At 71.4% G+C, this 25,129-nt stretch carries 22 protein-coding genes; 11 read left to right on the top strand and 11 right to left on the bottom strand.

The genetic code is table 11. The features are described 5' to 3' along the window. The first annotated feature begins 42 nt into the window (after nucleotides 1–42). Both NUH29_RS10730 and dcd read left to right on the top strand, forming a co-directional pair. Nucleotides 43–720, top strand: coding sequence for a TetR/AcrR family transcriptional regulator (locus NUH29_RS10730; RefSeq protein WP_258799113.1), 678 nt, complete (start codon nucleotides 43–45; stop codon nucleotides 718–720). Nucleotides 721–736: 16 nt separating this feature from the next. After that, nucleotides 737–1,342, top strand: a complete 606-nt coding sequence (gene dcd, locus NUH29_RS10725; protein WP_258799112.1) for a dCTP deaminase — start codon at nucleotides 737–739, stop codon at nucleotides 1,340–1,342. Between the two features lie 3 nt (nucleotides 1,343–1,345). Here dcd and idi read toward each other — a convergent pair whose 3' ends face one another. Beyond that, entirely contained in the window at nucleotides 1,346–1,882 is a 537-nt protein-coding gene (idi, locus tag NUH29_RS10720) for an isopentenyl-diphosphate Delta-isomerase (protein ID WP_258799110.1), read from the bottom strand. Between the two features lie 72 nt (nucleotides 1,883–1,954). On the opposite strand from idi, the gene NUH29_RS10715 reads away from it, so the two are divergent. Next, nucleotides 1,955–3,043 (top strand): ATP-binding protein, encoded by a 1,089-nt coding sequence (locus tag NUH29_RS10715; RefSeq protein WP_258799109.1) that lies wholly within the window; start codon nucleotides 1,955–1,957, stop codon nucleotides 3,041–3,043. 6 nt (nucleotides 3,044–3,049) lie between these two features. Here the strand turns inward: NUH29_RS10715 and NUH29_RS10710 are convergent, their stop codons facing one another. Further along, nucleotides 3,050–3,463: a MarR family winged helix-turn-helix transcriptional regulator gene (locus NUH29_RS10710; RefSeq protein ID WP_258799108.1), complete on the bottom strand. Its 414-nt coding sequence runs from the start codon at nucleotides 3,461–3,463 to the stop codon at nucleotides 3,050–3,052. A 175-nt stretch (nucleotides 3,464–3,638) separates the two neighbouring features. Continuing rightward, nucleotides 3,639–5,072, bottom strand: a complete 1,434-nt coding sequence (locus NUH29_RS10705) for an MFS transporter (protein ID WP_258799107.1) — start codon at nucleotides 5,070–5,072, stop codon at nucleotides 3,639–3,641. A 183-nt stretch (nucleotides 5,073–5,255) separates the two neighbouring features. Between NUH29_RS10705 and dnaK the strand changes: the two genes are divergently transcribed. Genes dnaK through NUH29_RS10680 form a run of 5 tightly spaced genes read left to right on the top strand, consistent with a single transcriptional unit; the run spans nucleotide 5,256 to nucleotide 9,827 of the window. Then, nucleotides 5,256–7,106: a molecular chaperone DnaK gene (gene dnaK / locus NUH29_RS10700; RefSeq protein ID WP_258799106.1), complete on the top strand. Its 1,851-nt coding sequence runs from the start codon at nucleotides 5,256–5,258 to the stop codon at nucleotides 7,104–7,106. 2 nt (nucleotides 7,107–7,108) lie between these two features. Continuing rightward, nucleotides 7,109–7,711, top strand: coding sequence for a nucleotide exchange factor GrpE (locus tag NUH29_RS10695; protein WP_258799105.1), 603 nt, complete (start codon nucleotides 7,109–7,111; stop codon nucleotides 7,709–7,711). A 15-nt stretch (nucleotides 7,712–7,726) separates the two neighbouring features. After that, nucleotides 7,727–8,698, top strand: a complete 972-nt coding sequence (locus tag NUH29_RS10690) for a DnaJ C-terminal domain-containing protein (protein ID WP_258799104.1) — start codon at nucleotides 7,727–7,729, stop codon at nucleotides 8,696–8,698. Next, nucleotides 8,698–9,120: a heat shock protein transcriptional repressor HspR gene (locus NUH29_RS10685; protein ID WP_258799264.1), complete on the top strand. Its 423-nt coding sequence runs from the start codon at nucleotides 8,698–8,700 to the stop codon at nucleotides 9,118–9,120. Before NUH29_RS10690 ends, NUH29_RS10685 begins: the two co-directional genes overlap by 1 nt. Next, nucleotides 9,117–9,827, top strand: coding sequence for a potassium channel family protein (locus tag NUH29_RS10680; protein WP_258799103.1), 711 nt, complete (start codon nucleotides 9,117–9,119; stop codon nucleotides 9,825–9,827). Before NUH29_RS10685 ends, NUH29_RS10680 begins: the two co-directional genes overlap by 4 nt. On the opposite strand, the gene NUH29_RS10675 is transcribed toward NUH29_RS10680, so the two are convergent. Further along, nucleotides 9,824–10,213 carry an SHOCT domain-containing protein gene (locus tag NUH29_RS10675; RefSeq protein ID WP_258799102.1) on the bottom strand — a complete coding sequence of 130 codons (390 nt, stop codon included), beginning with the start codon at nucleotides 10,211–10,213 and terminating at the stop codon, nucleotides 9,824–9,826. The genes NUH29_RS10680 and NUH29_RS10675 overlap by 4 nt on opposite strands. A gap of 195 nt (nucleotides 10,214–10,408) precedes the next feature. Here NUH29_RS10675 and NUH29_RS10670 point away from each other — a divergent pair, with 195 nt between their 5' ends. Next, nucleotides 10,409–12,580: an ATP-dependent Clp protease ATP-binding subunit gene (locus NUH29_RS10670; RefSeq protein WP_308445768.1), complete on the top strand. Its 2,172-nt coding sequence runs from the start codon at nucleotides 10,409–10,411 to the stop codon at nucleotides 12,578–12,580. A 7-nt stretch (nucleotides 12,581–12,587) separates the two neighbouring features. Here the strand turns inward: NUH29_RS10670 and acs are convergent, their stop codons facing one another. The 7 genes from acs to NUH29_RS10635 all read right to left on the bottom strand — a co-directional run bounded on the left by acs (nucleotide 12,588) and on the right by NUH29_RS10635 (nucleotide 20,948). After that, a complete protein-coding gene (acs, locus tag NUH29_RS10665; RefSeq protein WP_258799101.1) occupies nucleotides 12,588–14,561 on the bottom strand; it encodes an acetate--CoA ligase in 1,974 nt (657 codons plus the stop codon). An 84-nt stretch (nucleotides 14,562–14,645) separates the two neighbouring features. Next, nucleotides 14,646–15,644, bottom strand: coding sequence for an LLM class F420-dependent oxidoreductase (locus NUH29_RS10660; RefSeq protein ID WP_258799100.1), 999 nt, complete (start codon nucleotides 15,642–15,644; stop codon nucleotides 14,646–14,648). Continuing rightward, entirely contained in the window at nucleotides 15,641–17,329 is a 1,689-nt protein-coding gene (locus NUH29_RS10655) for a long-chain-fatty-acid--CoA ligase (protein ID WP_258799262.1), read from the bottom strand. Before NUH29_RS10655 ends, NUH29_RS10660 begins: the two co-directional genes overlap by 4 nt. A gap of 30 nt (nucleotides 17,330–17,359) precedes the next feature. After that, on the bottom strand, nucleotides 17,360–18,424 hold the full coding sequence (locus tag NUH29_RS10650) for a threonine aldolase family protein (protein WP_258799099.1): 1,065 nt from the start codon (nucleotides 18,422–18,424) through the stop codon (nucleotides 17,360–17,362). 16 nt (nucleotides 18,425–18,440) lie between these two features. Next, complete coding sequence (locus tag NUH29_RS10645; protein WP_258799098.1) at nucleotides 18,441–19,526, bottom strand: ABC transporter permease; 1,086 nt, start codon at nucleotides 19,524–19,526, stop codon at nucleotides 18,441–18,443. Next, the gene (locus tag NUH29_RS10640; RefSeq protein ID WP_258799097.1) at nucleotides 19,523–20,407 is read right to left on the bottom strand and encodes an ABC transporter ATP-binding protein; all 885 of its coding nucleotides are present in this window, start codon (nucleotides 20,405–20,407) and stop codon (nucleotides 19,523–19,525) included. Before NUH29_RS10640 ends, NUH29_RS10645 begins: the two co-directional genes overlap by 4 nt. A 43-nt stretch (nucleotides 20,408–20,450) precedes the next feature. Continuing rightward, the gene (locus tag NUH29_RS10635) at nucleotides 20,451–20,948 is read right to left on the bottom strand and encodes a MarR family winged helix-turn-helix transcriptional regulator (RefSeq protein ID WP_258799096.1); all 498 of its coding nucleotides are present in this window, start codon (nucleotides 20,946–20,948) and stop codon (nucleotides 20,451–20,453) included. Nucleotides 20,949–21,031: 83 nt separating this feature from the next. On the opposite strand from NUH29_RS10635, the gene NUH29_RS10630 reads away from it, so the two are divergent. Continuing rightward, nucleotides 21,032–21,628: an NADPH-dependent FMN reductase gene (locus NUH29_RS10630; protein WP_258799095.1), complete on the top strand. Its 597-nt coding sequence runs from the start codon at nucleotides 21,032–21,034 to the stop codon at nucleotides 21,626–21,628. Between the two features lie 72 nt (nucleotides 21,629–21,700). Beyond that, on the top strand, nucleotides 21,701–25,123 hold the full coding sequence (locus NUH29_RS10625; protein WP_258799094.1) for a bifunctional proline dehydrogenase/L-glutamate gamma-semialdehyde dehydrogenase: 3,423 nt from the start codon (nucleotides 21,701–21,703) through the stop codon (nucleotides 25,121–25,123). The last annotated feature ends 6 nt before the right edge of the window (nucleotides 25,124–25,129 follow it).

Genomic DNA, 25,129 nt, shown 5'->3' with positions numbered 1-25,129 from the left:
AGCCTAGGTGTACGATGTACACCTGTCAAGCGGGAGGTGCGGATGGTGGTCGAGACGAAGCGCGCCCCCCTCGACCGCGCCCGCGTGCTCGCCGCCGCCGTCGCGCTCGCCGATCGGTCGGGGCTCGACGCCGTGAGCATGCGCGCCGTCGCCGCCGAGCTCGGCGTGGTGCCGATGGCGCTCTACAAGCACGTCGACGACAAGGACGACCTCGTGGGCGGCATGATCGACACCGTCATCGAGGGTTACGACGTCCCGGATGCGGCGCCCGCCGGAGCCGACCAGGTGCGCGCCCGCATCCGCGCCGCCCGCACCGAGCTGCTGCGGCATCCGTGGCTGCGCCCCGCGATCGAGACCCGCAGCCGTCGCACCCCCACCGTGATCGCCCACATGGACGCCGTCGCGGGCGCCTTCCTCGCCGACGGGTACTCGGTCGACCTCACCCACCACGCCATGCACGCCCTCGGGCACCGCATCTGGGGCTTCAGCCCCGAGGCCTTCGAGGAGCCGCCCGCCACCCCGCCGAGCCCCGCCGAGCAGGAGGCGATCATGCGGATGATGGCGACGCGCTACCCCAGCGTCACCGCGATCGCGATCGACGCGGCGACCCGCAACGCGAGCGGCGCGTGCGACGACGACGCGGAGTTCGACTTCACCCTCGACCTGCTGCTCGACGCGTTCGCGCGGTTGCGGGCCGCGGGGTGGGTCTCGCGGGCGTAGCCGATACGCTCGACGCATGCTGCTCAGCGACCGCGACATCGCCGCCGAACTGGACGCCGGACGCATCGGACTCTCGCCCCTCGACCGGGAGATGATCCAGCCGTCGAGCATCGACGTGCGCCTCGACCGGTACTTCCGGCTCTTCGACAACCACAAGTACCCGTTCATCGACCCGGCCGAGGAGCAGCCCGAGCTCACCCGGCTGATCGAGACGAAGCAGGGCGAGCCGTTCATCCTGCACCCGGGGGAGTTCGTGCTCGGCTCCACCTACGAGCTCGTCACCCTGCCCGACGACGTCGCCGCCCGGCTCGAGGGCAAGAGCTCGCTCGGCCGTCTCGGCCTGCTCACCCACTCGACCGCCGGCTTCGTCGACCCGGGCTTCTCCGGGCACGTCACGCTCGAGCTCTCGAACGTCGCCACCCTGCCGATCAAGCTGTGGCCGGGCATGAAGATCGGCCAGCTGTGCTTCTTCCGCACCAGCTCGCCCGTCCTCAACGCCTACGGCTCCGGTGCCTACGCCAACCGCTACCAGGGGCAGCGCGGCCCGACCGCCTCGCGGTCGTGGCAGGACTTCCACCGCACCGACGTCACCGCGACGGATGCGGGATCGCGCGGCGAGTGAGCGCTACTTGCCGGCCGGCCAGGCGGCCAGCTGCAGCGAGAACCACGGGCTGAAGGCGAAGGGCGCCGCGGTCACCGCCATCCGCACCGACATCGGCTCCGCCCACACCCACTCGGCCACCTCGTCCGTCGACGGCTTCGGGTCGACGTCGACGACGGCGCGGAACACGGGGCAGATCTCGTTCTCGACGATGCCGTTCGCGTCGGCCGCACGGTAGCGGAAGTGCGGCAGCACGATCTCGACGTCGCGCACCGAGACCCCGAGCTCGGCCTGCGCGCGGCGCTGGATGGCGTCGATCGCCGTCTCGCCCGGCGCCGGGTGACCGCAGAACGCGTTCGTCCAGACCCCGGCGAAGGTGTCCTTGCCGAGGGCGCGCCGAGTCACGAGCAGACGCCCGGCCGGGTTGAACACGTGGCACGAGAACGCGAAGTGCAGCGGGGTGTCCGCGCCGTGCACGGTCGCCTTGGGGGCGGTGCCGATCGGCTTGCCGTCCTCGTCGAGCAGCAGGACGAGATCGGTGCCATCAGGGGCGGGCGACATGGCCACAGACTAGCGAACAGCACACCCGGATCGGGTGGAGGCGCCCGCGGGCGACGCCCATAGGATGCCCCCGTGACCACCGAGCTCCCCGTCGGCACGCTCGTCGACTCCTCCGACGCGGCGACCGCGTCCCTGCTCGCCGAGCGGTTCAACCGCCACACCTTCTGGTGCGGGCAGTCGGGCTCCGGCAAGACCTACGCGCTCGGCGTCGCGCTCGAGCAGCTGATCCTGCGCACCCGGCTGCCGATCGTGATCTTCGACCCCAACACCGACTTCGCCCGCATCGGGGAGCTGCGCGACGGCGCGCCGGAGGCGGTGGTCGCGGCGTGGGCGGAACGCGACATCCGGGTGCTCCGCAGCTCGGGCGAGGGCGGCGACCGGCTGCACGTGCGCTACGTCGACATGAACCGCAAGGCGCGCGCTGCGGCGCTGCGGATCGATCCCCTGCTCGACCGTGCCGAGTACAACGCCCTCATGCGGTGGGAGGTGTCGCCGGCCACCACGACCGCGGCGGAGCTCGTCGCGGGCTTCCGCGCGGCCGACGACCCCACGCTGCTCGACGTCGCGATGCGCGTCGAGAACCTGGGCGTGCTCGACTGGCCGCTCTGGGCCTGGGGCGGGGTCGCCGCGACCGACGTGGTCGACGAGCGGGCCGACGTGACGGTGCTCGATCTCGGCGGCTTCTCGAGCGCGGAGGAGCTGCGCGCGGCGGCGCTCGCGGTGCTCGACCACCTCTGGGAGAACCGCGAGCAGCGCGTCCCGCGGCTGCTCGTCATCGACGAGGCGCACAACCTGTGCCCGCCCGACCCCGAGACCCCGCTCGAGATCGCGTTGACCGAGCGCATCGTCCAGATCGCCGCCGAGGGTCGCAAGTACGGGCTCTGGCTGCTGTTCTCCACCCAGCGCCCGTCGAAGGTGCACGTGAACGCGCTCACCCAGTGCGACAACCTGACGCTCATGCGCATGAACTCGCCGCGCGACCTCGCCGAGCTCGCCGAGGTGTTCGGCTTCGCGCCGACGTCGCTCATCGAGCGGGCGCCGGGTTTCGCGAAGGGGCAGGCGCTCATGGCGGGCGGCTTCATCGAGCAGCCGTCGATCGTGCAGCTCGGCGCGCGGCTCACACGCGAAGGCGGCTCGGATGTGGCGGTGCCGGTGCGCTGAGCGCGCTCAGCCGTCCCAGCCGAGGTTGCGTGCCATCCGCTCGAGCAGCGCCACCGTGGCGGCCTCCTCCTCGGGGGTGATGTCGGTGAGCACCCGGCTGCGCAACTCGGCCACCGCGTCGAGGATGTGGCCGTGGGCGACGCGGCCGCGCTCGGTCAGCCGATACGCATCCGCCGACTCCACCCATCCGGACTCCACGAGCTCGCCGAGCTGCTCGGCCGCCGTCGCGTCGTCGTCGTAGGCGGGCATGTCGGCGAGCGCCGCGTCGAGCTGGTCCGCCGTGGCCGGCCCGTCGCCGAGCGCGGTCAGGATGCGCCACTGCATGCGCGTGATGCCGTGCTCGTCGAGCGCCCCGGCGAAGCCGCGCTCCACGAGACGGTCGACGAGCGCCAGCCAGTAGGCGAGGGTCCGCGTCGACATGCCCCCACGCTAGCCCGCCACCCCGCGCCCGGTCACCCCAGAAATGCAGGAGTTCCTGCGGCGGAGCCCCGGGATCGCCGCATCCACCGACCCCCGGCGGGGATGTCTCCTGCATTTCTGGGGTGGGGGAGAGGCGCGGCTGCCCGGCGGGGGTGCGGCCGGGCCGGCGCCGGCGTCAGCGGATGGGGCGCACGTGCCTCGGCAGGCGCACCAGGAGCAGCAGCACCAGTCCCACCAGCAGCACGAGGGCGATGCCGAGCACGCCGTAGATCGTGGCGCCGAAGAGGGCGATGGATGCGGTCCACAGTGCCGGCGAGATGAAGCTCGCCACGCGCCCGGTCGTCGCGTACAGGCCGAAGATCTCGCCCTGGCGGCCGACCGGGGTCACCCGCGCCAGGAGCGACCGGCTCGCGGCCTGGGCCGGCCCGACGAACGCCGAGAGCGTGAGGCCGCCGACCCAGAAGATCACCGTGCCGAGGTCGTGGAAGGCGAACACCACGATCGCCATGACCACGAGGCCGGAGAGCGCGAAGACGATGACGGCCTTGGCCCCGAACCAGTCGTCGGCGCGCCCCGCGAAGATCGTCGAGACGCCCGCGACGAGGTTCGCCGCGATGCCGAAGATGATCACCTCGTTGGGGCTGAAGTGGAAGGCGACCGCGGCGAGCACGCCGCCGAAGGCGAAGACTCCGGCGAGACCGTCACGGTAGATGGCGCTCGCGAGCAGGAACCAGAAGGCGGGGCGCGCCTCGCGGTAGAGCCGCGCGATGTCCTTCACGAGCACCACGTAGCCCGCGAAGAACCCGACGCGCGCACCGGGTTCCGCCGACGGCGCGGCCTCGGGCACGTTGCGGAACAGCGGGATCGAGAACACGACCGTCCAGACGGCCGCGCCGACCGCGATGAGGCGGTAGACGAGCCCGTTCGAGGTGTCGATGCCGAACCAGTCGACCGCGTTGAGGGCGACGACGATGACGAGCGCGACGATGCCGCCGATGTAGCCGAGGCCCCAGCCGAGCCCGCTCACCCGTCCGATCGTCTTCGGGGTCGAGACCTGCACGAGCATCGCGTTGTAGTTGACGCCCGCGATCTCGGACACCACCGCGCCGAGCGCCAGCACGATCGCGCCGTACCAGAAGAACGCGGGGTCGGCGTAGGCGAAGAAGAGCGCGAACTGCAGCAGGGCGAGCAGGTAGGTGAAGACGAGCAGCATCCGCTTCTTGCGTCCGCTCGCGTCCGCCCGCTGGCCGAGCACGGGGGCCAGCAGCAGGATGAGGATGCCGGCGAAGGTCGTGGCGAGCCCGTAGCCGCTCGACAGATCCGCGAGCGCGCCCTCCTTGACCGGGTCGGTGTCGGGCAGCGCCGCGATGTCGGCGGGCAGGAACGAGTCCGACACGAGGTAGAGGGCGGCGAAGACGAAGGTCAGGATCACCGAGTTGAAGGGCTGCGTCGACCAGTCCCAGAACGCCCAGGAGACGACCTGCTTGCGCGGCACCACGCGGTCCGGATCCTGGAGTCCGCGTGACATGGACGCGATCATGCCGGTGTTGGCGGCGGTGGGCGGAGGGGTGACGGAGGCCGCGGCCTCGTCGCCGTTCGGGTCGGTCATGCGCGCAACGCTACTGCCGGCGGGTGAACGGGCGGTATCGTCGCGGGGCGCGCCGTCCGCACCGGCGAGTTGAGTCGGAGCGACTCAACGTTTCTTGACTTCCCCCCGGACGGGGTGCAAACTTGATACGTTGCGGCTCAACTCTGAGCGCGCATTCACCGGTTCTACAAGGAGCAACAGAACATGGCACGAGCAGTCGGTATCGACCTCGGAACCACCAACTCCGTGGTCGCCGTCCTCGAGGGTGGAGAACCCACCGTCATCGCCAACGCCGAGGGTTTCCGCACCACCCCCTCGATCGTCGCCTTCACGAAGGACGGCGAGGTGCTCGTCGGCGAGACCGCCAAGCGCCAGGCCGTCACGAACGTCGACCGCACCATCGCATCCGTCAAGCGGCACATGGGCACCGACTGGAAGAAGGAGATCGACGGCAAGAAGTACACGCCGCAGGAGATCTCGGCGCGCATCCTCCAGAAGCTCAAGCGCGACGCCGAGCAGTACCTCGGCGAGGACGTGACCGACGCCGTCATCACCGTGCCCGCGTACTTCAACGACGCCGAGCGCCAGGCCACCAAGGAGGCCGGCGAGATCGCGGGCCTCAACGTGCTCCGCATCATCAACGAGCCCACCGCGGCGGCTCTCGCCTACGGCCTCGACAAGGGCAAGGAGGACGAGCTCATCCTGGTCTTCGACCTCGGAGGCGGCACCTTCGACGTGTCCCTGCTCGAGGTCGGCAAGGACGACGACTTCTCGACCATCCAGGTGCGCGCCACCTCCGGCGACAACCGCCTCGGCGGCGACGACTGGGACCAGCGCATCGTCGAGCACCTCATCAAGAAGTTCAAGGACACCACCGGCGTCGACGTCTCGAAGGACAAGATCGCGCTGCAGCGCCTCAAGGAGGCCGCCGAGCAGGCCAAGAAGGAGCTCTCGTCGAACATGTCGACGAGCATCCAGCTGCCCTACCTCTCGCTCACCGAGAACGGCCCCGCGAACCTCGACGAGACGCTCACGCGCGCGCAGTTCGAGCAGATGAGCTCCGACCTGCTCGACCGCACCAAGAAGCCGTTCGACGACGTCATCAAGGAGGCGGGCATCAAGGTCGCCGACATCGCGCACGTCGTGCTCGTCGGAGGCTCGACCCGCATGCCGGCCGTCACCGAGCTCGTCAAGAAGCTCACCGGCGGTCAGGAGCCCAACAAGGGCGTCAACCCGGATGAGGTGGTCGCCGTCGGCGCCGCCCTCCAGGCCGGCGTGCTGAAGGGCGAGCGCAAGGACGTGCTGCTCATCGACGTGACCCCGCTCAGCCTCGGCATCGAGACCAAGGGCGGCATCATGACGAAGCTCATCGAGCGCAACACGGCGATCCCGACCAAGCGCAGCGAGACCTTCACGACCGCCGACGACAACCAGCCCTCGGTGGCCATCCAGGTCTTCCAGGGCGAGCGCGAGTTCACCCGCGACAACAAGGCGCTCGGCACGTTCGAGCTCACGGGCATCGCCCCGGCGCCGCGCGGCGTGCCGCAGATCGAGGTGACCTTCGACATCGACGCGAACGGCATCGTGCACGTGTCCGCCAAGGACAAGGGCACCGGCAAGGAGCAGTCGATGACGATCACCGGCGGCTCGTCGCTGCCGAAGGACGACATCGAGCGCATGGTGCGCGAGGCCGAGGAGCACGCCGCGGAGGACAAGGCCCGTCGCGAGGCGGCCGAGGTGCGCAACAACGCGGAGCAGCTCGTGTACTCGCTCGAGAAGCTCATCTCCGAGAACGAGGACAAGATCGCCGAGCCCGTCAAGGACGAGGTGAAGGCCGACATCGAGTCGCTCAAGACGGCCCTCCAGGGCGAGGACGAGGGCGCCATCAAGTCGGCGTTCGAGAAGCTGGGCGAGTCGCAGACCAAGCTCGGCGAGGCGATCTACCAGGCCAGCTCCGAGGCGGCCGAGGGGCCGAGCCCGACGAGCGGCACGAGCGCCTCCGACGAGGACGTGGTCGACGCCGAGATCGTGGACGACGAGGACGAGAAGAAGTAGGCATGGCCGACAAGAACCGCGACGAGGACAACGAGGCCGAGGAGCCGACGGTCCAGGACAAGCGGAAGATCGACCCGAGCACCGGCGAGCCGCGGGCCCAGACGCCCGCGGCCGACCGGGTGCCCGACGAGGGCGACGGCCTGAGCGACGAGGATCTCGCGCTGCTGGCCGACGCCGAGAAGGACCTCGTGGCCGAGTACCGCGAGATCGCGGCGCGGGCGCAGGCCGACCTCAAGAACTTCCGCACCCGGGTCGAGCGCGACCGGGCGGCGAATCGCGAGGCGGTCATCGCCGAGGTGATCCGCTCGCTGCTGCCCGTGATCGACGACCTCGATCGCGCGGACGCGCACGGCGACCTCGTCGAGGGCGCGCCCCTCACGATCGTCTCGCAGAAGCTGCGGGCCGGATTCGAGAAGTACGGGCTGCGTCGCGTCGGCGAGGTCGGCGAGCCGTTCGACCCCAACATCCATGAGGCCGTCGTGCACCTGCCCGACCCGGAGGCCGAGGGCGAGACCGTGAAGGACGTCATCGAGACCGGATACGTGCTCGGCGACCGCCTGATCCGCGCCGCCAAGGTCGCGGTCAGCGCTCCCCCCACCAGCTGATCCGAGAGGGGTCCGATGGCCAGCCAGGACTGGTTCGACAAGGACTTCTACGCCGTGCTCGGGGTCTCGAAGGACGTCTCCGAAGCCGAGCTCAAGAAGGTCTACCGCAAGCTCGCGCGGCAGTACCATCCGGACTCCAACCCGGGTGACGCCGCCGCCGAGGCGCGGTTCAAGGAGATCAGCGAGGCCTACGCGGTGCTCGCCGACCCGCAGGAGCGCGCCGAGTACGACCAGATCCGCGCCATGGGCACGGGGGCCCGGTTCACCTCCGGCGGGCAGGGCTTCGAGGACGTCTTCGGCGGCATGTTCGGCGGAGGCGTCCCCGGGGCGCGCACCGGCTACAGCGCGGGCGGTTTCGAGGATCTGCTGGGCGGCATGTTCGGCTCGGGCCGTTTCGGCAACGTGTCGGGCGGGTACCGCGGCTACGGCGGCCCGACCCCGGGTGCCGACATCACCGCGACGACCACGCTCGACTTCCTCACGGCGATCCACGGCGACACCGTCACGCTGCAGCTGCCCGGCGGCAAGGCGACGAAGGTCAAGATCCCGGCGGGCGTGCGCGACGGCCAGAAGATCAAGCTGCGCGGCAAGGGGCAGCCGAGCCCCGACGGCGGCGACGCCGGCGACCTCGTGCTCACGGTCTCGGTGAGGCCGCATCCGGTGTTCGAACGCGACGGCGCGAACCTGCGGGTCGACGTTCCGATCACGTTCACCGAGGCGGCGCTCGGCGCGACCATCGAGGTGCCGACGCTCGACGGCGATCCGGTGCGACTGCGGGTCGCCGCCGGCACCCCGAGCGGACGCGTGCTGCGGGTCAAGGGGCGCGGCGTCACGACGAGCGGATCCGTCGGCGACCTGCTCGCCACGGTGCACGTCGTGGTGCCGAGCCACCTGTCGGGCGACGCGAAGAAGAAGCTCGAGGACTTCGCGGCCGCGCTGCCGGACGAGAACCCGCGCGAGGAGCTCATCGAGAGGGCCCGCGGATGATGGACGAGTCGACGCCGATCTTCGCGATCGCGGTCGCCGCCGAGCTCGCGGGCATGCACCCGCAGACCCTGCGGCAGTACGACCGGATGGGGCTCGTGAGCCCCCAGCGCACGGCGGGCAAGTCGCGTCGCTACTCGATGCGCGACGTCGTGCAGCTGCGGGAGATCGCCCGGCTCTCCGCCGAGGGGCTCAACCTCGAGGGCATCCGCCGCATCCTGGAGCTCGAGAACCAGGTGACGGCGCTCACGGCGCGCGTGCGCGAGCTCGAGGGCGCCCTCGCCGACGAGCTGCTGGCGCGTCCCGGGCGGCGCGTGTTCGCGGCCGGGGCCGAGGGCGAGGTGGTGTCGCTGCGGGCCGGAACGCGGGCTCGCAAGCAGAATCAGCTCGTGGTGTGGCGTCCTCTGGGCACGGGTCGGCAGTGACCTCCGACCGGGACGCGCGACGCGTGCGCTGGGAGGAGCGCACGCGGGTGCCGTTCCTGGTGCTCGCGTTCCTCTACCTGATCGCCTGGAGCATCGTGGTGCTCGTCGACGACACCCACTCGGCGCTCTGGGGTGTGGCGGCCGTCCTCCTGATCGGGATCTGGCTGACGTTCATCGTGGACTACGTGGTGCGCCTGGCGCTCGCGAAGCCCCGCCGGACGTTCGTGCTGGCGAGCATCCCCGATGCGGTCGCGGCGCTCCTGCCCGTGTTCCGCCCGGTGGTGCAGCTGCGCCACGTGGTCCGCGTGCCGCTCCTGCGCGACCGGGGCGGCGCCTACCAGCGGGTGCGGATCGGGGTGATGACCGCCGCCTTCGCCGTGGTCTTCGTCTACTCGATCGCGCTCGCCGTGCTGGTCGCGGAACGGACCTCGCCCGACGCGACGATCACGACGTTCGGCGAGGCGATCTGGTGGGCGTGCGTGACGGTCTTCACGGTCGGCTACGGCGACTACGCGCCGGTCACGGTGCTCGGGCGGTTCTGGGCGGTGGTGCTCATGATCGGCGGCGTCGCGATCATCGGCGTGACCTCCGCCATCGTGGTCACCTACCTCGGCGACCGCATCCGACACCACGAGGGCGAGTCCGCGGACGCCGACGGCGCCGCACCCGGACCGGATGCGGCGCCGTCGATCGAGCAGCTGGACTAGCCGAGCGCCTTGGCCTTCAGGGCGTCGAACTCCGCCTGGGTGATCGCGCCCGCGTCGAGGAGCGCCTTCGCCTTGGCGATCTCGTCGGAGGGGGTCGCCGTGCCGGCGACCTCGCGGATGTAGGCCTCGCCCGCGCGCTGGCTGGACGCCGCGGCGGCCGCGCTGCGCTCGGCCATGCCCTTGCCGCGCGCGATGAGGTAGACGAGAGCCGTGAGGAACGGCACGAAGATCAGGAAGATGATCCAGAGCGCCTTCCACCATCCGTTGAGCTTGTGGTCGCGGAACAGGTCGCCGATGATCGCGAAGATCGCGAACAGGTAGGCCACGAACGCGAAGGTCCAGAACAGCAGCCAGATGAAGTCCCAGAGGGAGCTCAGGAAGGTCATGGCGATCCTTTCGAGATGGCGGCACCTCCCATGCGAGACGCCTTGGGGCTTTTCTACACCGCGGGTGCGGGCCCCCGTCACCCCGGCGGGGTGAAATCCGCATCGCGTGGACGGGCGATGGCAGATGGCTCGTGCAATCGCGGGCGCGGCGCGCTAAAGTTGAGTCACCACAACTCAACTCTTACCCGGAGAATCATGGCCAACATGCAGGGCGCCCCCTCCACCCAGGAGGAGCCGAAGAGCGCTCTCGAGCAGTACGGCATCAACCTCACCGAGATCGCCAAGAGCGGCAAGCTCGATCCGGTCATCGGCCGCGATGCCGAGATCCGTCGCGTCAGCCAGGTGCTCACCCGACGCACCAAGAACAACCCCGTGCTCATCGGCGAACCCGGCGTCGGCAAGACGGCGGTCGTCGAGGGGCTCGCCCAGCGCATCGTCGCGGGCGACGTCGCCGACTCGCTGAAGGGCAAGCAGCTCGTCTCGCTCGACCTCGCGGCGCTCGTCGCGGGCGCCAAGTACCGGGGCGAGTTCGAGGAGCGGCTGAAGGCCGTGCTCAAGGAGATCAACGACTCCGACGGCCAGGTCATCACCTTCATCGACGAGCTGCACACGCTCATGGGCGCGGGCGGCGGCGAGGGCTCGGTGGCCGCGGCCAACATGCTGAAGCCCATGCTCGCCCGCGGCGAGCTGCGCATGATCGGCGCGACGACGCTCAACGAGTACCGGGAGTACATCGAGAAGGATGCGGCCCTCGAGCGCCGCTTCCAGCAGGTCTACGTGGGCGAGCCGTCCGTCGAGGACACCATCGCCATCCTGCGCGGCCTCAAGGAGCGCTACGAGGCGCACCACAAGGTCGCGATCGCCGACAGCGCCCTCGTCGCGGCCGCGACGCTCAGCAACCGGTACATCACAGCCCGGCAGCTGCCCGACAAGGCGATCGACCTGATCGACGAGGCCGCCTCGCGCCTCAAGATGGAGATCGACTCGAGCCCCGTCGAGATCGACGAGCTCAAGCGCGCCGTCGACCGGCTGAAGATCGAGGAGCTCGCCCTCAAGAAGGAGAAGGACGCGGCGTCCAAGGAGCGCCTCGAGAAGCTGCGCGCCGACATGGTGGTCAAGGAGCAGCAGCTCGACGCCCTCCAGACCCGCTGGCAGGCCGAGAAGAGCACCCTGCACAGCGTCGGCGACCTCAAGTCGCACCTCAACGACGCCCGCATCGAGCTCGACCGGGCGATGCGCGAGCAGCGCTACCAGGACGCCTCGAAGCTCAACTACGAGACCATCCCGGCGATCGAATCCCAGCTGCTGCAGGCGGAGGCGATCGAGCAGCAGGGCCCCCGCATGGTCAACGACCAGGTGACCGACGAGGACATCGCGGCCGTCGTGGCGGCGTGGACCGGCATCCCGGTCGACAAGCTGCGGCAGGGCGAGACCGAGAAGCTGCTCGGCCTCGAGGCCGAGCTCGGCAAGCGGCTCATCGGGCAGCGCGACGCCGTGCGCGCCGTGTCGGAGGCGGTGCGCCGCACGCGTGCGGGCATCTCCGACCCCGACCGGCCGACCGGATCGTTCCTCTTCCTCGGCCCGACGGGCGTCGGCAAGACCGAGCTCGCGAAGGCGCTCGCGGCCTACCTCTTCGACGACGAGAAGGCGCTCGTGCGCATCGACATGTCCGAGTACGGCGAGAAGTTCGCCGTCTCGCGACTCGTCGGCGCCCCTCCCGGCTACATCGGCTACGAGCAGGGCGGTCAGCTGACCGAGGCCGTGCGCCGGCGCCCGTACTCGGTGATCCTGCTCGACGAGGTCGAGAAGGCGCACCCCGAGGTGTTCGACGTGCTGCTGCAGGTGCTCGACGACGGCCGCCTCACCGACGGCCAGGGCCGCACGGTCGACTTCCGCAACACCATCCTGATCCTCACGTCGAACCTCGGCAGCCAGGTGCTCGTCGACCGCGACATGAGCTGGGAGAAGAAGCAGGACGCCGTGCAGGAGCTCGTGCGGCAGGCGTTCAAGCCCGAGTTCGTGAACCGCCTCGACGACATCGTCGTGTTCGCGCCGCTGTCGGAGGCCGACCTCGGTCAGATCGTGTCGCTCTACGTCGACCGCCTCGAGCGGCGTCTCGAGGAGCGCCGCCTGCAGCTCGCGGTCACCCCGGATGCGCGCGCGTGGCTCGCCGAGCGCGGCTACGACCCGATCTACGGGGCGCGCCCGCTGCGCCGGCTCATGCAGCACGAGATCGACGACCGTCTCGCGAAGTCGCTGCTGGCCGGCGAGATCCGCGACGGCGACACCGTGCGGGTCGACCTCGACCGCCGCGGCGACGAGCTGCGGGTGACGCGCTTCGAGGAGGCCGCGGCCCCCACCGCCTAGCCTCGGGTCAGGTGGCCCGCACGAGCTCCGCGATGCGCGCCGGGCCGTCGGGGTTCTGCAGGCTCGTGGTGTCGCCGAGCGGGCGCCCGTCGACGATGTCGCGCAGCAGGCGCCGCATGATCTTGCCCGAGCGGGTCTTCGGCAGCTCCGGCACGATGTGGATCTCGCGCGGCTTCGCGATCGGGCCGATCGCCCGGGCCACGTGCGCGCGCAGCTCGGAGACGGCATCCGGTCCGAGCTCACGCGCGGGGATCACGAACGCGACGATGGCCTCGCCCGTCACGGGGTCCTCGGCGCCGGTGACCCCGGCCTCGCCGACGAGCGGATGCGCGACGAGCGCCGACTCGATCTCGATCGTCGAGAGGCGGTGGCCGGAGACGTTGATGACGTCGTCGACGCGACCGAGCAACCAGACGTCGCCGTCGGCGTCGACCTTCGCGCCGTCGCCGGAGAAGAAGTAGCCGCGGTCGGCGAAGCGGCGCCAGTACGAGTCGAGGTAGCGCTGCGGGTCGCACCACACCGTGCGCGCGAGCGACGGGAAGGGGTCGGGGATCACCAGGTACCCGCCGGCCCCCCGCGGCACCTCGTCGCCGTGCTCGTCGACCACGAGCGTGCGCAGACCGGGGAGCGCGCGGGTGGCGGAGCCGGGCTTCACGGTCGTGAGCCCGGGCAGCGGGGCCATGACGGCGGCGCCGGTCTCCGACTGCCACCAGGTGTCGACGATCGGGGCCGACCCCGCGCCGATGTTGTCGCGGAACCACACCCAGGCCTCCGGGTTGATGGCCTCGCCGACCGAGCCGAGCAGTCGGATGCTGCCGAGGTCGAAGCCCTCCGGAACCCCGTCGGGGAACCAGGTCATGAGGGTGCGCACGAGCGTCGGCGCCGTGTAGTAGACGGTCACCCCGTAGCGCTCGATGATCTCGAAGTGCCGGGTGCGGCGCGGCGCATCCGGGGTGCCCTCGTAGATCACCTGGGTGGTCGCGTTGCTGAGCGGTCCGTACAGCTCGTAGGTGTGCGCGGTCACCCACGCCAGGTCGGCGGTGCACCAGTGCACGTCGTCGGGCTTCGCGTCGAACGCGGCCCAGTGGGTCCACGAGGCCTGGGTGAGGTAGCCGCCGCTCGTGTGCACGAGACCCTTCGGCCGTCCCGTGGTTCCGGAGGTGTAGATGATGAAGAGCGGCGTCTCGGCGGGGAACGCCTCGGCCGCGTGGGTGTCGGGCTGCCGTTCGACGAGCTCGTGCCACCACACGTCGCGGCCCGGCGTCCACGCGATCTCGTCGCCCGTGCGGCGCACCACGAGCACGTGCTCGACGTGGTCGAGGCCCGCGACCGCGGCATCCGCGTTGTCCTTGACCGGAACGGCCTTCCCCCGTCGGTACTGGCCGTCGGAGGTGACGAGCAGCTTGGCTCCGGTGTCCTCGACGCGGAAGCGCAGCGCCTCGGCCGAGAAGCCGCCGAAGACGAGCGAGTGCACGGCACCGATCCGGGCGACCGCGAGCGTCACGATGACCGTCTCGAGCAGCACGGGCAGGTAGATCACGACGCGGTCGCCCCGCCGGATGCCGAGCTCCGTGAGCGCGTTCGCCGCCTTCGCGACCTCGCGCTGCAGCTCGGCGAAGGTCAGCGTGCGGCTGTCGCCGGGCTCGCCCTCCCAGTGGTACGCGACCCGATCGCCGAGGCCGGCGTCGACGTGCCGGTCGACGCAGTTCACCGCCACGTTGAGGGTGCCGTCGGCGAACCACTCGGCGCGCGGAGGCTGCAGCGTTCCATCGGCGGCGAGCGCGGGCGTCCAGTCGAGGGTGCGCGTGAACGGCGTCTCCCAGCGAAGGCGGCGGGCGGCATCCGCCCAGAACGCGACCGGGTCGTCGGCGGCGCGCGCCCACGCATCCGGCGCGACGTTCGACCGGGCGGCGAGCTCGGCGGGCGGCGGGTAGGCGCGGGTCTCGACCAGGAGTTCGTGGATGGGGGCCTCGCGCGTCACCGGTCGACGCTAACCGCCGCCCGCCCGCAGGCCGAATCCCTCCGCAACCTCGCGTCACACACGCCGCCGCCGCCCCGCCGGGGGTCAGCTCAGCGCGGGGATGACCTTCTCCTCGAAGAGGGCGACGCCGGAGCGGTCGTACGCCGAGTCGGGGAAGTAGTGGATGCTGTAGCCGAGCCCCAGGGCCTCGCGCTCGCGCAGCACCTCGATCACCTCGTCGGGGGTGCCGGCGATGCCCTCCTTGGAGGCCACCCCGCGGTACTGCGACACGAGCTCCGCCGCCTTGGCGTCGCCGATCGACGCCGCGAGCCGCGCCTCGAGGGCGTCGACCTTGCGATGCACCTCGGCGCTCGTCTCGGCGATGATCGTGTTGAAGTTGCTCGAGCGCGTGATCGCACCGAAGTCCCTGCCGAGGGTCTCGCAGTGCCCGCGCAGGATCTCGCTCTTGGCGGCGAACTCCTCGGCGCCTCCGTTGAAGTTCGTGTAGCTCGCGTACTGCGCCGCGATCTTGAGCGTCACCTTCTCACCCCCGCCGGCGACCCAGAACGGGATGCCGCCGTCCTGCAGCGGGCGGGGCTCGACGATCGCGCCGTCGACCTGCCAGAACTCGCCGTCGAGGGTCGCCGTGCCGGTGGTCCAGGCCTGGTGCATGACCTCGACGCCCTCGCGGAGCGCGCGCAGCCGGGCCGGCGCATCCGGGAACCCGTAGCCGTAGGCGCGCCACTCGTGCTCGTACCAGCCGGCGCCGATGCCCATCTCGAGGCGGCCGCCCGAGATCAGGTCGACGGTCGCGGCGACTTTCGCGAGGTAGGCGGGGTTGCGGTACGCGACGCACGTGCACATCTGCCCGAGCCGGATGCGCGAGGTCGACGCCGCGAACGCGGCCATGAGGGTCCACGCCTCGTGGGTGGCCTCCTCGCTCGGCACCGGCGTGGTGTGGAAGTGGTCGTAGACCCACAGCGACTCCCACGGTCCCGCCTCCGCGGCCTGGGCGAGGTCGTGCATCACCCCCCACTGCCGTGCGGGGTCGATGCCCACCAGGTCGAAACGCCAGCCCTGGGGGATGAAGATGCCGAATTTCACGCGGGGGTGCCCTTCTCTGCTCCGGATGCGATCAGCTGCTCGCGCACCTTGCGCCGCAGCACCTTGCCGATCATGGACTTCGGGAGCTCGTCGACCAGGTGCACGCGCCGCGGCACCTTGTAGGCGGCGAGCTGCTGCTTCGCCCAGGCGCGCAGCGCATCCGTGTCGACGCTCGCCCCCGGCTCGGCGACGACCGCGGCGACGACGTGCTCGCCGTCGCGCGCGTCGGGGATGCCGACGATCGCGACATCCGCGATGCCGTCGTAGCCGCGCAGCATGTCCTCGACCTCGGAGGGCGAGACGTTGAAGCCGCCCGTGATCACGAGCTCCTTGATGCGGTCGGTGATGGTGACGAAGCCCGCGTCGTCGACCGAGACGATGTCGCCCGTGCGGAACCATCCGTCGGTGAAGACCTCGGCCGTGGCCTCCGGCTTCTTCCAGTAGCCCGAGAACACCTGCGGACCGCGCACGACGAGTTCGCCCGGTTCGCCCGGCTCGACGTCGCGGGTGGGCTCGTCGGGGTCGACGACGCGCAGCTCGGTGCCGGGCAGCGGCAGGCCGACGGTGCCCGCGCGCCTGTTCGGCGCGACCGGGTTCGCCATGAGCACGGGCGAGCACTCGGAGAGGCCGTAGCCCTCGACGAGGTAGCCGCCCGTGAGGGCCTCCCAGGGTTCGACGACGTCCTTCGACAGCGGCATCGCCCCGGAGATCGCGATCTCGATGCCCTGGAGCGAGACGCCCTTCTCCTCGGCGGCCTTCCGCAGCCGGTCGTACAGCGGCGGCACCGCGGGCAGGAAGGTCGGCGGTCGCTTCTTGAAGACAGGCAGCACGAGGTCGGGGTCGGGCTTCGGGAACAGCACGAGCCGCGCGCCCATGCTCATCGCGAAGGTGAGGCAGAGGGTCAGGCCGTAGGCGTGGAAGAGCGGCAGGATCGCGTGCACCGACGCCGAGCCGCGGGGGATCGCGGGCACCCAGGCGCGGGCCTGCGCGGCGTTCGCCACCAGGTTGCGATGGGTGAGGGTCGCGCCCTTGGGGGTTCCGGTGGTGCCGGAGGTGTACTGGATGAGGGCGACGTCGTCGGCGGCGGGCGTCGGAGCGGATGCGGGGATCGCGGGGCCGGTGAGGAGCTCCTCCCAGGTGACGGTGCCCTGCACCTCGCTCGTGAGCTCGGCGCGGCTGGTGCGCGCCTTCTCGATCGGCAGGCGCAGCAGCATCCGCATCCGCACCGGGAATGCGCGCGTCATGTCGACCGAGACGATCGAGTCGAGCGCGAGGTCGGCGGGGAAGTCCTGCAGGGTGGGCACCGTCTTGTCCCACGCGATCGCGACGCGGGCGCGGTGATCCTCGAACTGGTGCCGCAGCTCGCGGGGCGTGTAGAGCGGGTTGTGCTCGACGACGATGCCGCCGACCCGCAGGATCGCGTAGAACGCCACGACGTGCTGCGGGCAGTTCGGCAGCACGAGCGCCACCCGGTCGCCCGGCTGCACGCCGAGGCGCCGCAGGCCTTCCGCCGCGTGGTCGATCTGGGAGCCGAGGGCGGCGTAGCTGGTCTCGCGGCCGAAGAACTCGAGCGCCGGGTGACCCGGGTAGGAGCGCACCGACTCGGCGATCAGGTCGACGAGCGACCCCGGCGGAACCTCCAGCTCACGCGGCACGCCCTCGGCGTAGGAGTCGAGCCACGGCATCTCGGCAGGCGACCTCGTCACCCGTCGAGCCTACGCTCGTGCCAGTTCCTCGCGGATCGCGGCGACGAACGCGTCGATGTCGGCCTCCGTCGTGTCGAACGCCGTCATCCAGCGCACCTGACCGGCCGCGCGATCCCAGTCGTAGAAGCGGAAGCGCGCGCGGATGCGGTCGGCCGCATCGTTCGCGAGCACCGCGAACACGGCGTTCGCCTGGGTCGCCTGGCTGAACGACAGGCCCGTGATCGAGCCGTCGGCGATGCCCCCCTCGAGGGCGGAACGCAGCCGCGCCGCCATCGCGTTGGCGTGCTCGGCCGCCCGCAGCCCCACCCCGTCGAACAGCGCGAGCAGCTGGGCGCTGAAGAAGCGCATCTTGCTCGCGAGCTGCATCGTCGTCTTGCGCAGCCGCACGATGTCCGAGACGCGGTCGGGGTTCAGCACGACGATCGCCTCGACGCCGAGCGCGCCGATCTTGGTGCCGCCGAAGCTCAGGATGTCGACCCCGGCATCCGTGGTGAAGGCCCGGAACGGCACCCCGAGTGCGGCTGCCGCGTTCCAGATGCGCGCGCCGTCCATGTGCACGGCGAGGCCCGCGGCGTGGGCGGCGTCGGCGATCGCCCGCACCTCGTCCGGCGTGTAGAGGGTGCCGAGCTCGGTGGTCTGGGTGATCGAGACGGCCGCCGGCTCGGCGCGGTGCTCGTCGTCCATGCCCCAGGCCTCGGTGGCCAGCAGCTCGGGGGTGAGCTTGCCGTCGGGCGTCGGCACGACGAAGAGCTTGAGCCCCGCGACCTTCTCGGGGGCACCGCCCTCGTCGGTGTGGATGTGCGCCGTGCTCGTCGCGACGACCGACCCCCAGCGCGGCAGCAACGCGGTCAGCGAGACGACGTTGGCGCCGGTGCCGTTGAATACCGGGAACACCTCGGCGCGCTCGCCGAACTCGGCGCGGATCACCTCGCCGAGTAGCGCGGTGTAGTCGTCTTCGCCGTACGCGATCTGGTGCCCGCCGTTCGCCGCGGCGATGGCATCCATCACCTCGGGGTGGATTCCGGCGTAGTTGTCGCTCGCGAAGCCGCGGAAGGAGGTGTCGTGCAGAGTCACCTCACCATTCTGGTGCCTAGCCGCGCAGGGCCTCGGCCCACCGCACCCGCTGACCGAGCCGCAGCAGCGAGTTCTCGTAGATGCGGGCGCCGAGCGCGATCACCCCGACGCACGTCGCGGCGAGGATCGCGAGCGACAGGATGGGCTCCCACCAGGCCGCGTCGCCCTGGAACAGCCGCAGCGGCATCCCGATGGGCGCCGAGAACGGCACGTACGACATGATCCGCACGACGAGGTCGTTGTCGTTGAAGAAGACGACGATCAGGTAGGGCAGCATCACGAGCATCGTCACCGGCGTCGTCGTCGAGCCGATGTCCTCCTGCCGCGAGACCATCGCGCCGGTGGCCGCGAACAGGGCGGCCAGCAGCATGAAGCCCAGCACGAAGAAGACGGCGAACCAGGCGAACGGCAGCCCGAGCCCGGCCAGCAGCGCGCCCTGCCCCGTGATCGTGAGGCCGGTCACGGCGATCGCGAGCAGCAGCACGATCTGCCCGAGCGCGAGGATCGTCGTGCCGAGGATCTTGCCGGCCAGCAGCGCCCGCGTCGGGATGGTGGCGAGCAGGATCTCGATCACGCGGGTCTGCTTCTCCTCGACGACGGATTGGGCGATCGTCTGCCCGAACGTCATCGCCGACACGAAGAACACGAGGCCGAAGCCGATGGCGACGAAGTAGCCGAGCACGCCCGCCGTCGAGCTCGCGTCGAGCAGGTGCACGGGCGGGGAGACGCTGAGCGCCTGCACGACGCCCAACGGGATGCTGTCGTCGCCGACCACGGCGTAGCCGAGCGGCCCGGCGTCGGGCACGATCGCCGCGTCGACCGTTCCGGCGGTCACGAGCTCCTCCGCCGCGTCGCGGGTGTCCGCCTCGATCACCGTGAGGCCGCTGCCCGCGGGCAGGGTCACGCCCGCGACCACGGCCACCTTCGGCGCCTGCGCGTTGGCGGCGGTCACGGCGCTGATCAGCACCGAGCCGAGGATGAGCGCCAGCAGGATGCCGGTCGACACCAGGAAGGCGACGCTGCGCAGCCGCACCATCACCTCCCGCTGGGCGACGAGCCACACCGTGCGGGGGGTCGAGTAGGGCTGCGCGGTGGCGGTCATCGTGCGACCTCCTTGAAGATCTGCGAGAGCGAGGGATGCTGCCGGGCGAAGTCGGCGACCCGGCCGCGGGCGATCGCCGCCGCGAGCACGCGCTGGGCCGCATCCGCGTCGTCGGCGTCGAACAGCGCGGAGCCGCCCTCCGCCTCGATCACGGTGACGCCCGGCTCGTCGCGCACCCAGGCGGCGTCACCCGTGGTCTGCAGCCGATAGCGCAGCGTCGCGTGCTCCTCGCGCAGCGCGTCGCGGGCGCCGGCGGCGCGGATGCGGCCCTCGGCGATGATCACCAGGTCGTCGCACAGGCGCTCCACGATGTCGAGCTGGTGGCTCGAGAACAGCACCGGAACGCCGCTGCGCGCCCGTTCGGCGAGCACCTCGACCACGACGTCGACGGCCATCGGGTCGAGCCCGCTGAACGGCTCGTCGAGGATCAGCACCTCCGGGTCGTGCACGAGTGCGGCGGCGATCTGGGCGCGCTGCTGGTTGCCGAGCGACAGCTTCTCGATCGCGTCGCCCGCCCGTTCGCCGAGCGACAGCCGCTCGAGCAGGGCGTCGGTGTTGCGGCCGGCGTCGGCTCTCGACAGGCCGTGCAGCCGGGCGAGGTAGACCAGCTGCTCGCCGAGCTTCATCTTGGGGTAGAGGCCGCGCTCCTCGGGCATGTAGCCGAAGCGCCGTCGCCCGGTCGGTCCGAGGGGTTCGCCGTCGAGGGTGACGGTGCCGGTGTCGGCGTCGAGCACGCCGAGGATGATGCGCATCGTGGTCGTCTTGCCGGCGCCGTTCGCGCCGACGAAGCCCGTCATGCGCCCCGGCGCGACGTCGAACCCCACGGCGTCGAGCACGCGTCGCGCGCCGTAGCTCTTGCTGACATCCCGGATCTCGAGCACGGTCCCTCCCCGCGCGCCCCTCGTCGCGGACGCTCCTCCGAGCCTAGGCGGCGTCTCCCGTGTCAACGGCGGCCGCCTCGTCGCACGCGGTGCCGATCGTGCGGCGCACCCGGCGCGCGATCGTGCCGAGCACGCGCTTCTCCTCGTCGGTCATGGTGTCGATGAACCACTCGCGGATCGCGTCGGTGTGGTCGCGTGTCGCGCGCAGCAGCAGGCGCTTGCCGTCGGCGGTCAGCTCGACCCAGACGCCCCGCGCATCCGTGCTGCACTCGCGGCGCTCCACGAGTCCGCGCGACTCCATGCGCGAGACCTGGTGCGAGACCCGGCTCTTCTCCCACGACAGCTCCTCGGCGAGCTCGCCGGTGCGCAGGTGCTGGTCGGGGGCGTACCAGAGGCTCATCATGAGCAGGTACTCCGGATGCGAGATGCCCGCGTCGTCCTGCAGGCGCCGGTCGAGCGCCGCGACGAGCTCGCGACCCCCGCGGAAGTAGTCGCGCCAGAGGTCCCAGTCGTCGGGGCTCACCTCGGACATCGTCGACATGCGCCTCAGGATACTGCCCGGGAATGAGTTGACGCATCAACTTGTTGTGTTACGGTGACACGTCAACTAACGAGAGGACACTCATGACCAGCGCGCTGCGCATCGGCATCATCATCGGCAGCACCCGCCCCGGTCGGGTGGGCGACCAGGTGGCCCAGTGGGTCGGGGAGCACGCCAACCGGCTCGGCGAGGCCGAGTACGAGGTCGTCGACATCGCCGAGGCGAACCTGCCGCTGCTCGACGAGGCGATCCCCGCATCCGCCGGCCGCTACGAGCACGACCACACGCGCGCCTGGGCCGAGAAGATCGACCGGTACGACGGCTTCGTCTTCGTGACCTCCGAGTACAACCACGCCCCGTCGCCCGCGCTGCTGAACGCCATCTCGTTCATCTACCGCGAGTGGAACGACAAGGCCGGCGCGATCGTCAGCTACGGCGCCCTCTCGAGCGGCATCCGCGCCGCCGACAAGCTGCGCAGCACCCTCGGCGAGCTGCAGATCGCCGACGTGCGCACCCAGCTCGCCTTCTCGTTCTTCCACGACTTCGAGAACTTCAGCACCTTCACGCCCGGTGAGCAGCACCTCGCCACCCTGCAGAACCTCGTGAACCAGCTCGAGAGCTGGGCGGGCGCCCTGCGCGGCGTGCGCGAGGCCAAGCTGGAGGCCGCCGCCGCGGCCTGAGCCGGATGAGAACATCCTCAGACTGAGGCCCCGGGCGAGAAACTCCCCGGGGCCTCTGTCTATTCTCGGAACATGGCGGTTCCCCCCGATCTGCCGACCCTCGACGAGACGGTCGCGCTCGTGCGGCGTTGGCTCGCGGCGGCGGAGGGGGAGAAGCCGGATGCGGCGGCCGAGCAGCTCGCGGGGGTGCTGCAGGACCCCCTCGGCCTCGACTTCACCCTCGGCTTCGTCGACCGCGTGGTGCGCCCGGAGGATCCCCGCGTCGCGGCGAAGAGCTTCGAGCGCCTGTCGCGTCGCGTGCCGCGATTCCTGCCCTGGTACCTGCGGGCCGCGGTCGTGCTCGGCGGCGGGTTCGCGGTGCTCGCGCCCCGCCTCGTCATCCCCGTCGCCCGGCGCGTGCTGCGTCGGATGGTCAGCCATCTGGTGATCGACGCGACCCCGAAGAAGCTCGACGGCACGCTCGCCCGGCTGCGGTCGTCCGGTGCCCGCCTGAACCTCAACCTGCTCGGCGAGGCGGTGCTCGGCGACCGGGAGGCGGCGAGGCGACTGCAGGGCACGCGCGAGCTGCTCGCCCGCGACGACGTCGACTACGTCTCGGTCAAGGTGTCGTCGGTCGCGGCGCAGCTGACGCTCTGGGGCTTCGACGAGACGGTCGAGCGGGTCGCCGAGCTGCTGCGCCCGCTCTACCTCGACGCCGTCCGCGCGAAGACCCGCAAGTTCATCAACCTCGACATGGAGGAGTACCGCGACCTCGGCCTCACGATCGCCGTGTTCACCCGCCTGCTCGACGAGCCGGAGTTCGCGCGCCTCGAGGCCGGCATCGTGCTGCAGGCCTACCTGCCCGACTCGGTCGCGGCGCTCGCCCATCTCACCGAGTGGGCGCGGGCGCGGGTGCGCGCGGGCGGTGCCGGCATCAAGGTGCGCATCGTGAAGGGCGCCAACCTCGCGATGGAGCGGGTCGACGCGACGATGCACGGCTGGCCGCTCGCGACCTGGTCGAGCAAGCGCGCCACCGACACGAACTACAAGCGGATGCTGATGGCGGCGCTCGCACCGGAGGCGAGCTCGGCGGTGCGTATCGGCGTCGCGGGTCACAACCTCTTCGACCTCGCCTGGGCGTGGCTGCTCGCGAACGGCCGCGGCGTCGAGCAGCAGCTCGACGTCGAGATGCTGCTCGGCATGGCGCCCGCGCAGGCGCGGGCGGTTCGGGCTGACGTGCGCCGCCTGCTGCTCTACACCCCGGTCGTGCACCCCGACGAGTTCGACGCGGCCATCGGCTACCTGGTGCGTCGCCTCGAGGAGAACGCGAGTCCCGAGAACTTCATGTCGGGGGTGTTCACGCTCGGCGACCCCGCCGTGTTCCGGCGCGAGGCGGAGCGATTCGAGGCGTCGCTCGCCGCCCTCGACGACGAGGTGCCCCCCGCGAACCGCACCCAGAACCGGCTGAGCCCGCCGCTGCCACGCGCGCCCGAGGCGTTCCGCAACGAGCCCGACACCGACCCCGCCCTCGTCGCCAACCGGGTGTGGGCGCACGCCATCCTCGAACGCACCGCGCAGAGCACGCTCGGAGAGCGCACGGCCGCGGCCGCCCGCGTCGACGACGACGCCCAGCTCGCGGGGCTGCTGCGCGACACGGCGGAGGCCGGGCGGCACTGGGGGCGCGTCGCACCGCACGCGCGCGCCGAGCTGCTGGAGCGGGCGGCCGAGGTGCTCTCGGTGTTCCGCGGCCGGCTCATCGAGGTCATGGCGGCCGAGACCGGGAAGACGCTCGCCGAGGCGGATGTCGAGGTCAGCGAGGCGGTCGACTTCGCCGTGCACTACGCGGCGGCGGCGCGCGAGCTCCCCGCCATCCGGGATGCCACCTTCGCGCCGGTGCCGTTCGTGCTGGTGGTGCCGCCGTGGAACTTCCCCGTCTCGATCCCCGCCGGCGGGGTGCTCTCGGCGCTCGCCGCGGGCAGCGCCGTCGTGCTGAAGCCCGCGCCGCAGGCCCGGCGCAGCGCCGCGGTGCTCGCCGAGGCGCTCTGGGAGGCCGGGGTGCCGCGCGAGCTGCTGCGCCTGGTCGACGTCGACGAGGACGCGCTCGGCCGCCGGCTCGTGACCTCGCCCGAGGTCGGACGCGTCGTGCTCACCGGCTCGTACGAGACCGCGGCCCTGTTCCGCTCGTGGCGCGCCGAGCTGCCGCTGCTCGCCGAGACCAGCGGCAAGAACGCCATCGTGATCACCCCGAGCGCCGACCTCGACCTCGCCGTCAAGGATCTCGTGGCGAGCGCCTTCGGCAACGCCGGACAGAAGTGCTCGGCGGCCTCGCTCGCGATCCTCGTCGGCTCGGTCGGCGAATCGGAACGCTTCCGCCGGCAGCTCGCGGACGCGGTGGCGAGCCTCGCCGTCGGCTACCCGCAGGAGGCGTCGACCGTGGTCGGACCCCTCGTCGAGCCGCCCTCCGGCAAGCTCGCCCGCGGGCTCACGCGCCTGGCCGAGGGGGAGTCGTGGCTCGTGAAGCCGCGGCAGCTCGACGGCACCGACCGCCTCTGGTCGCCCGGCGTCCGCGACGGGGTCGCCGCGGGCTCCGACTTCCACCGCACCGAGTTCTTCGGGCCGGTGCTGGGGCTCATGCGCGCGGCCGACCTCGACGAGGCGATCGCCCTGCAGAACGCCGTCGACTACGGGCTCACGGCCGGCATCCAGTCGCTCGACGCCGACGAGGTCGCGCACTGGGTCGACACGGTGCAGGCGGGCAACCTCTACGTCAACCGGCCGATCACCGGCGCGATCGTGCGGCGTCAGCCCTTCGGCGGCTGGAAGCGCTCGTCGGTGGGCACCTCGGTGAAGGCCGGCGGACCGAACACGCTGCTGGCGCTCGGGGACTGGCATCCCGTACCCGCTGCCCCGGAGGGCGACCTGCGCCTCGACGGCCTGGCGCCGCGGGTGCGCGGCCTCATCGAGGCCTTCCAGCCCGCGCTCGACTACGGCGGGTTCGACGCCGTGCGGCGGGGCGCGTTCTCGGATGCGGCGGCCTGGGCCGACGAGTTCGGCACCGCTCGCGACGTCACCGGCCTGGGCGTCGAGCGCAACGTGCTGCGCTACCGACCCGCCGCCGTCACCGTGCGGCTCGCCGAGCAGGGCTCGGCCGCGGAGCTCGTGCGGGTGCTCGCCGCGGCCGCGCTCGCCCGCGCCCCGCTCGCGATCAGCTCCGCGTCGCCCCTGCGGCAGGCGCGCATCCTGGGCGACCTCGGCTGGACCGCGGTCGTCGAGACGGACGCCGCCTTCGCCGCGCGGCTGGCACGCGATGCGCCCGCGCGCGTGCGCCTCGTGGGGGGCGACGACGTCGCTCTCGCGGAGGCGGTCGGCGGCGCTCCCGACATCGCCGTCTATGCGGCCCCGGTCACCGCGGCCGGGCGCATCGAGCTGCTGCCGTTCCTCCGCGAGCAGGCGATCTCGATCACCGCCCACCGCTTCGGCACCCCGGATCGGGCGATGATCGACCTCGCGCTCTAGCGTGGG

This window comes from Protaetiibacter mangrovi (assembly GCF_024752305.1).
In the GTDB taxonomy this organism is placed as follows: domain Bacteria; phylum Actinomycetota; class Actinomycetes; order Actinomycetales; family Microbacteriaceae; genus Homoserinibacter; species Homoserinibacter mangrovi.
Note: the sequence above shows the minus strand (reverse complement) of the source record. Positions and strands in the feature narration are given on the sequence as shown.

Excerpts from the sequence above, each read along its gene's own strand:
- NUH29_RS10730 (WP_258799113.1), top strand. The coding sequence starts at position 43 with ATGGTGGTCGAGACGAAGCGCGCCCCCCTCGACCGCGCCCGCGTGCTC.
- dcd (WP_258799112.1), top strand. The coding sequence starts at position 737 with ATGCTGCTCAGCGACCGCGACATCGCCGCCGAACTGGACGCCGGACGC.
- idi (WP_258799110.1), bottom strand. The coding sequence starts at position 1,882 with ATGTCGCCCGCCCCTGATGGCACCGATCTCGTCCTGCTGCTCGACGAG.
- NUH29_RS10710 (WP_258799108.1), bottom strand. The coding sequence starts at position 3,463 with ATGTCGACGCGGACCCTCGCCTACTGGCTGGCGCTCGTCGACCGTCTC.
- NUH29_RS10705 (WP_258799107.1), bottom strand. The coding sequence starts at position 5,072 with ATGACCGACCCGAACGGCGACGAGGCCGCGGCCTCCGTCACCCCTCCG.
- dnaK (WP_258799106.1), top strand. The coding sequence starts at position 5,256 with ATGGCACGAGCAGTCGGTATCGACCTCGGAACCACCAACTCCGTGGTC.
- NUH29_RS10695 (WP_258799105.1), top strand. The coding sequence starts at position 7,109 with ATGGCCGACAAGAACCGCGACGAGGACAACGAGGCCGAGGAGCCGACG.
- NUH29_RS10690 (WP_258799104.1), top strand. The coding sequence starts at position 7,727 with ATGGCCAGCCAGGACTGGTTCGACAAGGACTTCTACGCCGTGCTCGGG.
- NUH29_RS10685 (WP_258799264.1), top strand. The coding sequence starts at position 8,698 with ATGGACGAGTCGACGCCGATCTTCGCGATCGCGGTCGCCGCCGAGCTC.
- NUH29_RS10675 (WP_258799102.1), bottom strand. The coding sequence starts at position 10,213 with ATGACCTTCCTGAGCTCCCTCTGGGACTTCATCTGGCTGCTGTTCTGG.
- NUH29_RS10670 (WP_308445768.1), top strand. The coding sequence starts at position 10,409 with ATGGCCAACATGCAGGGCGCCCCCTCCACCCAGGAGGAGCCGAAGAGC.
- NUH29_RS10655 (WP_258799262.1), bottom strand. The coding sequence starts at position 17,329 with ATGCCGTGGCTCGACTCCTACGCCGAGGGCGTGCCGCGTGAGCTGGAG.
- NUH29_RS10645 (WP_258799098.1), bottom strand. The coding sequence starts at position 19,526 with ATGACCGCCACCGCGCAGCCCTACTCGACCCCCCGCACGGTGTGGCTC.
- NUH29_RS10635 (WP_258799096.1), bottom strand. The coding sequence starts at position 20,948 with ATGTCGACGATGTCCGAGGTGAGCCCCGACGACTGGGACCTCTGGCGC.
- NUH29_RS10630 (WP_258799095.1), top strand. The coding sequence starts at position 21,032 with ATGACCAGCGCGCTGCGCATCGGCATCATCATCGGCAGCACCCGCCCC.
- NUH29_RS10625 (WP_258799094.1), top strand. The coding sequence starts at position 21,701 with ATGGCGGTTCCCCCCGATCTGCCGACCCTCGACGAGACGGTCGCGCTC.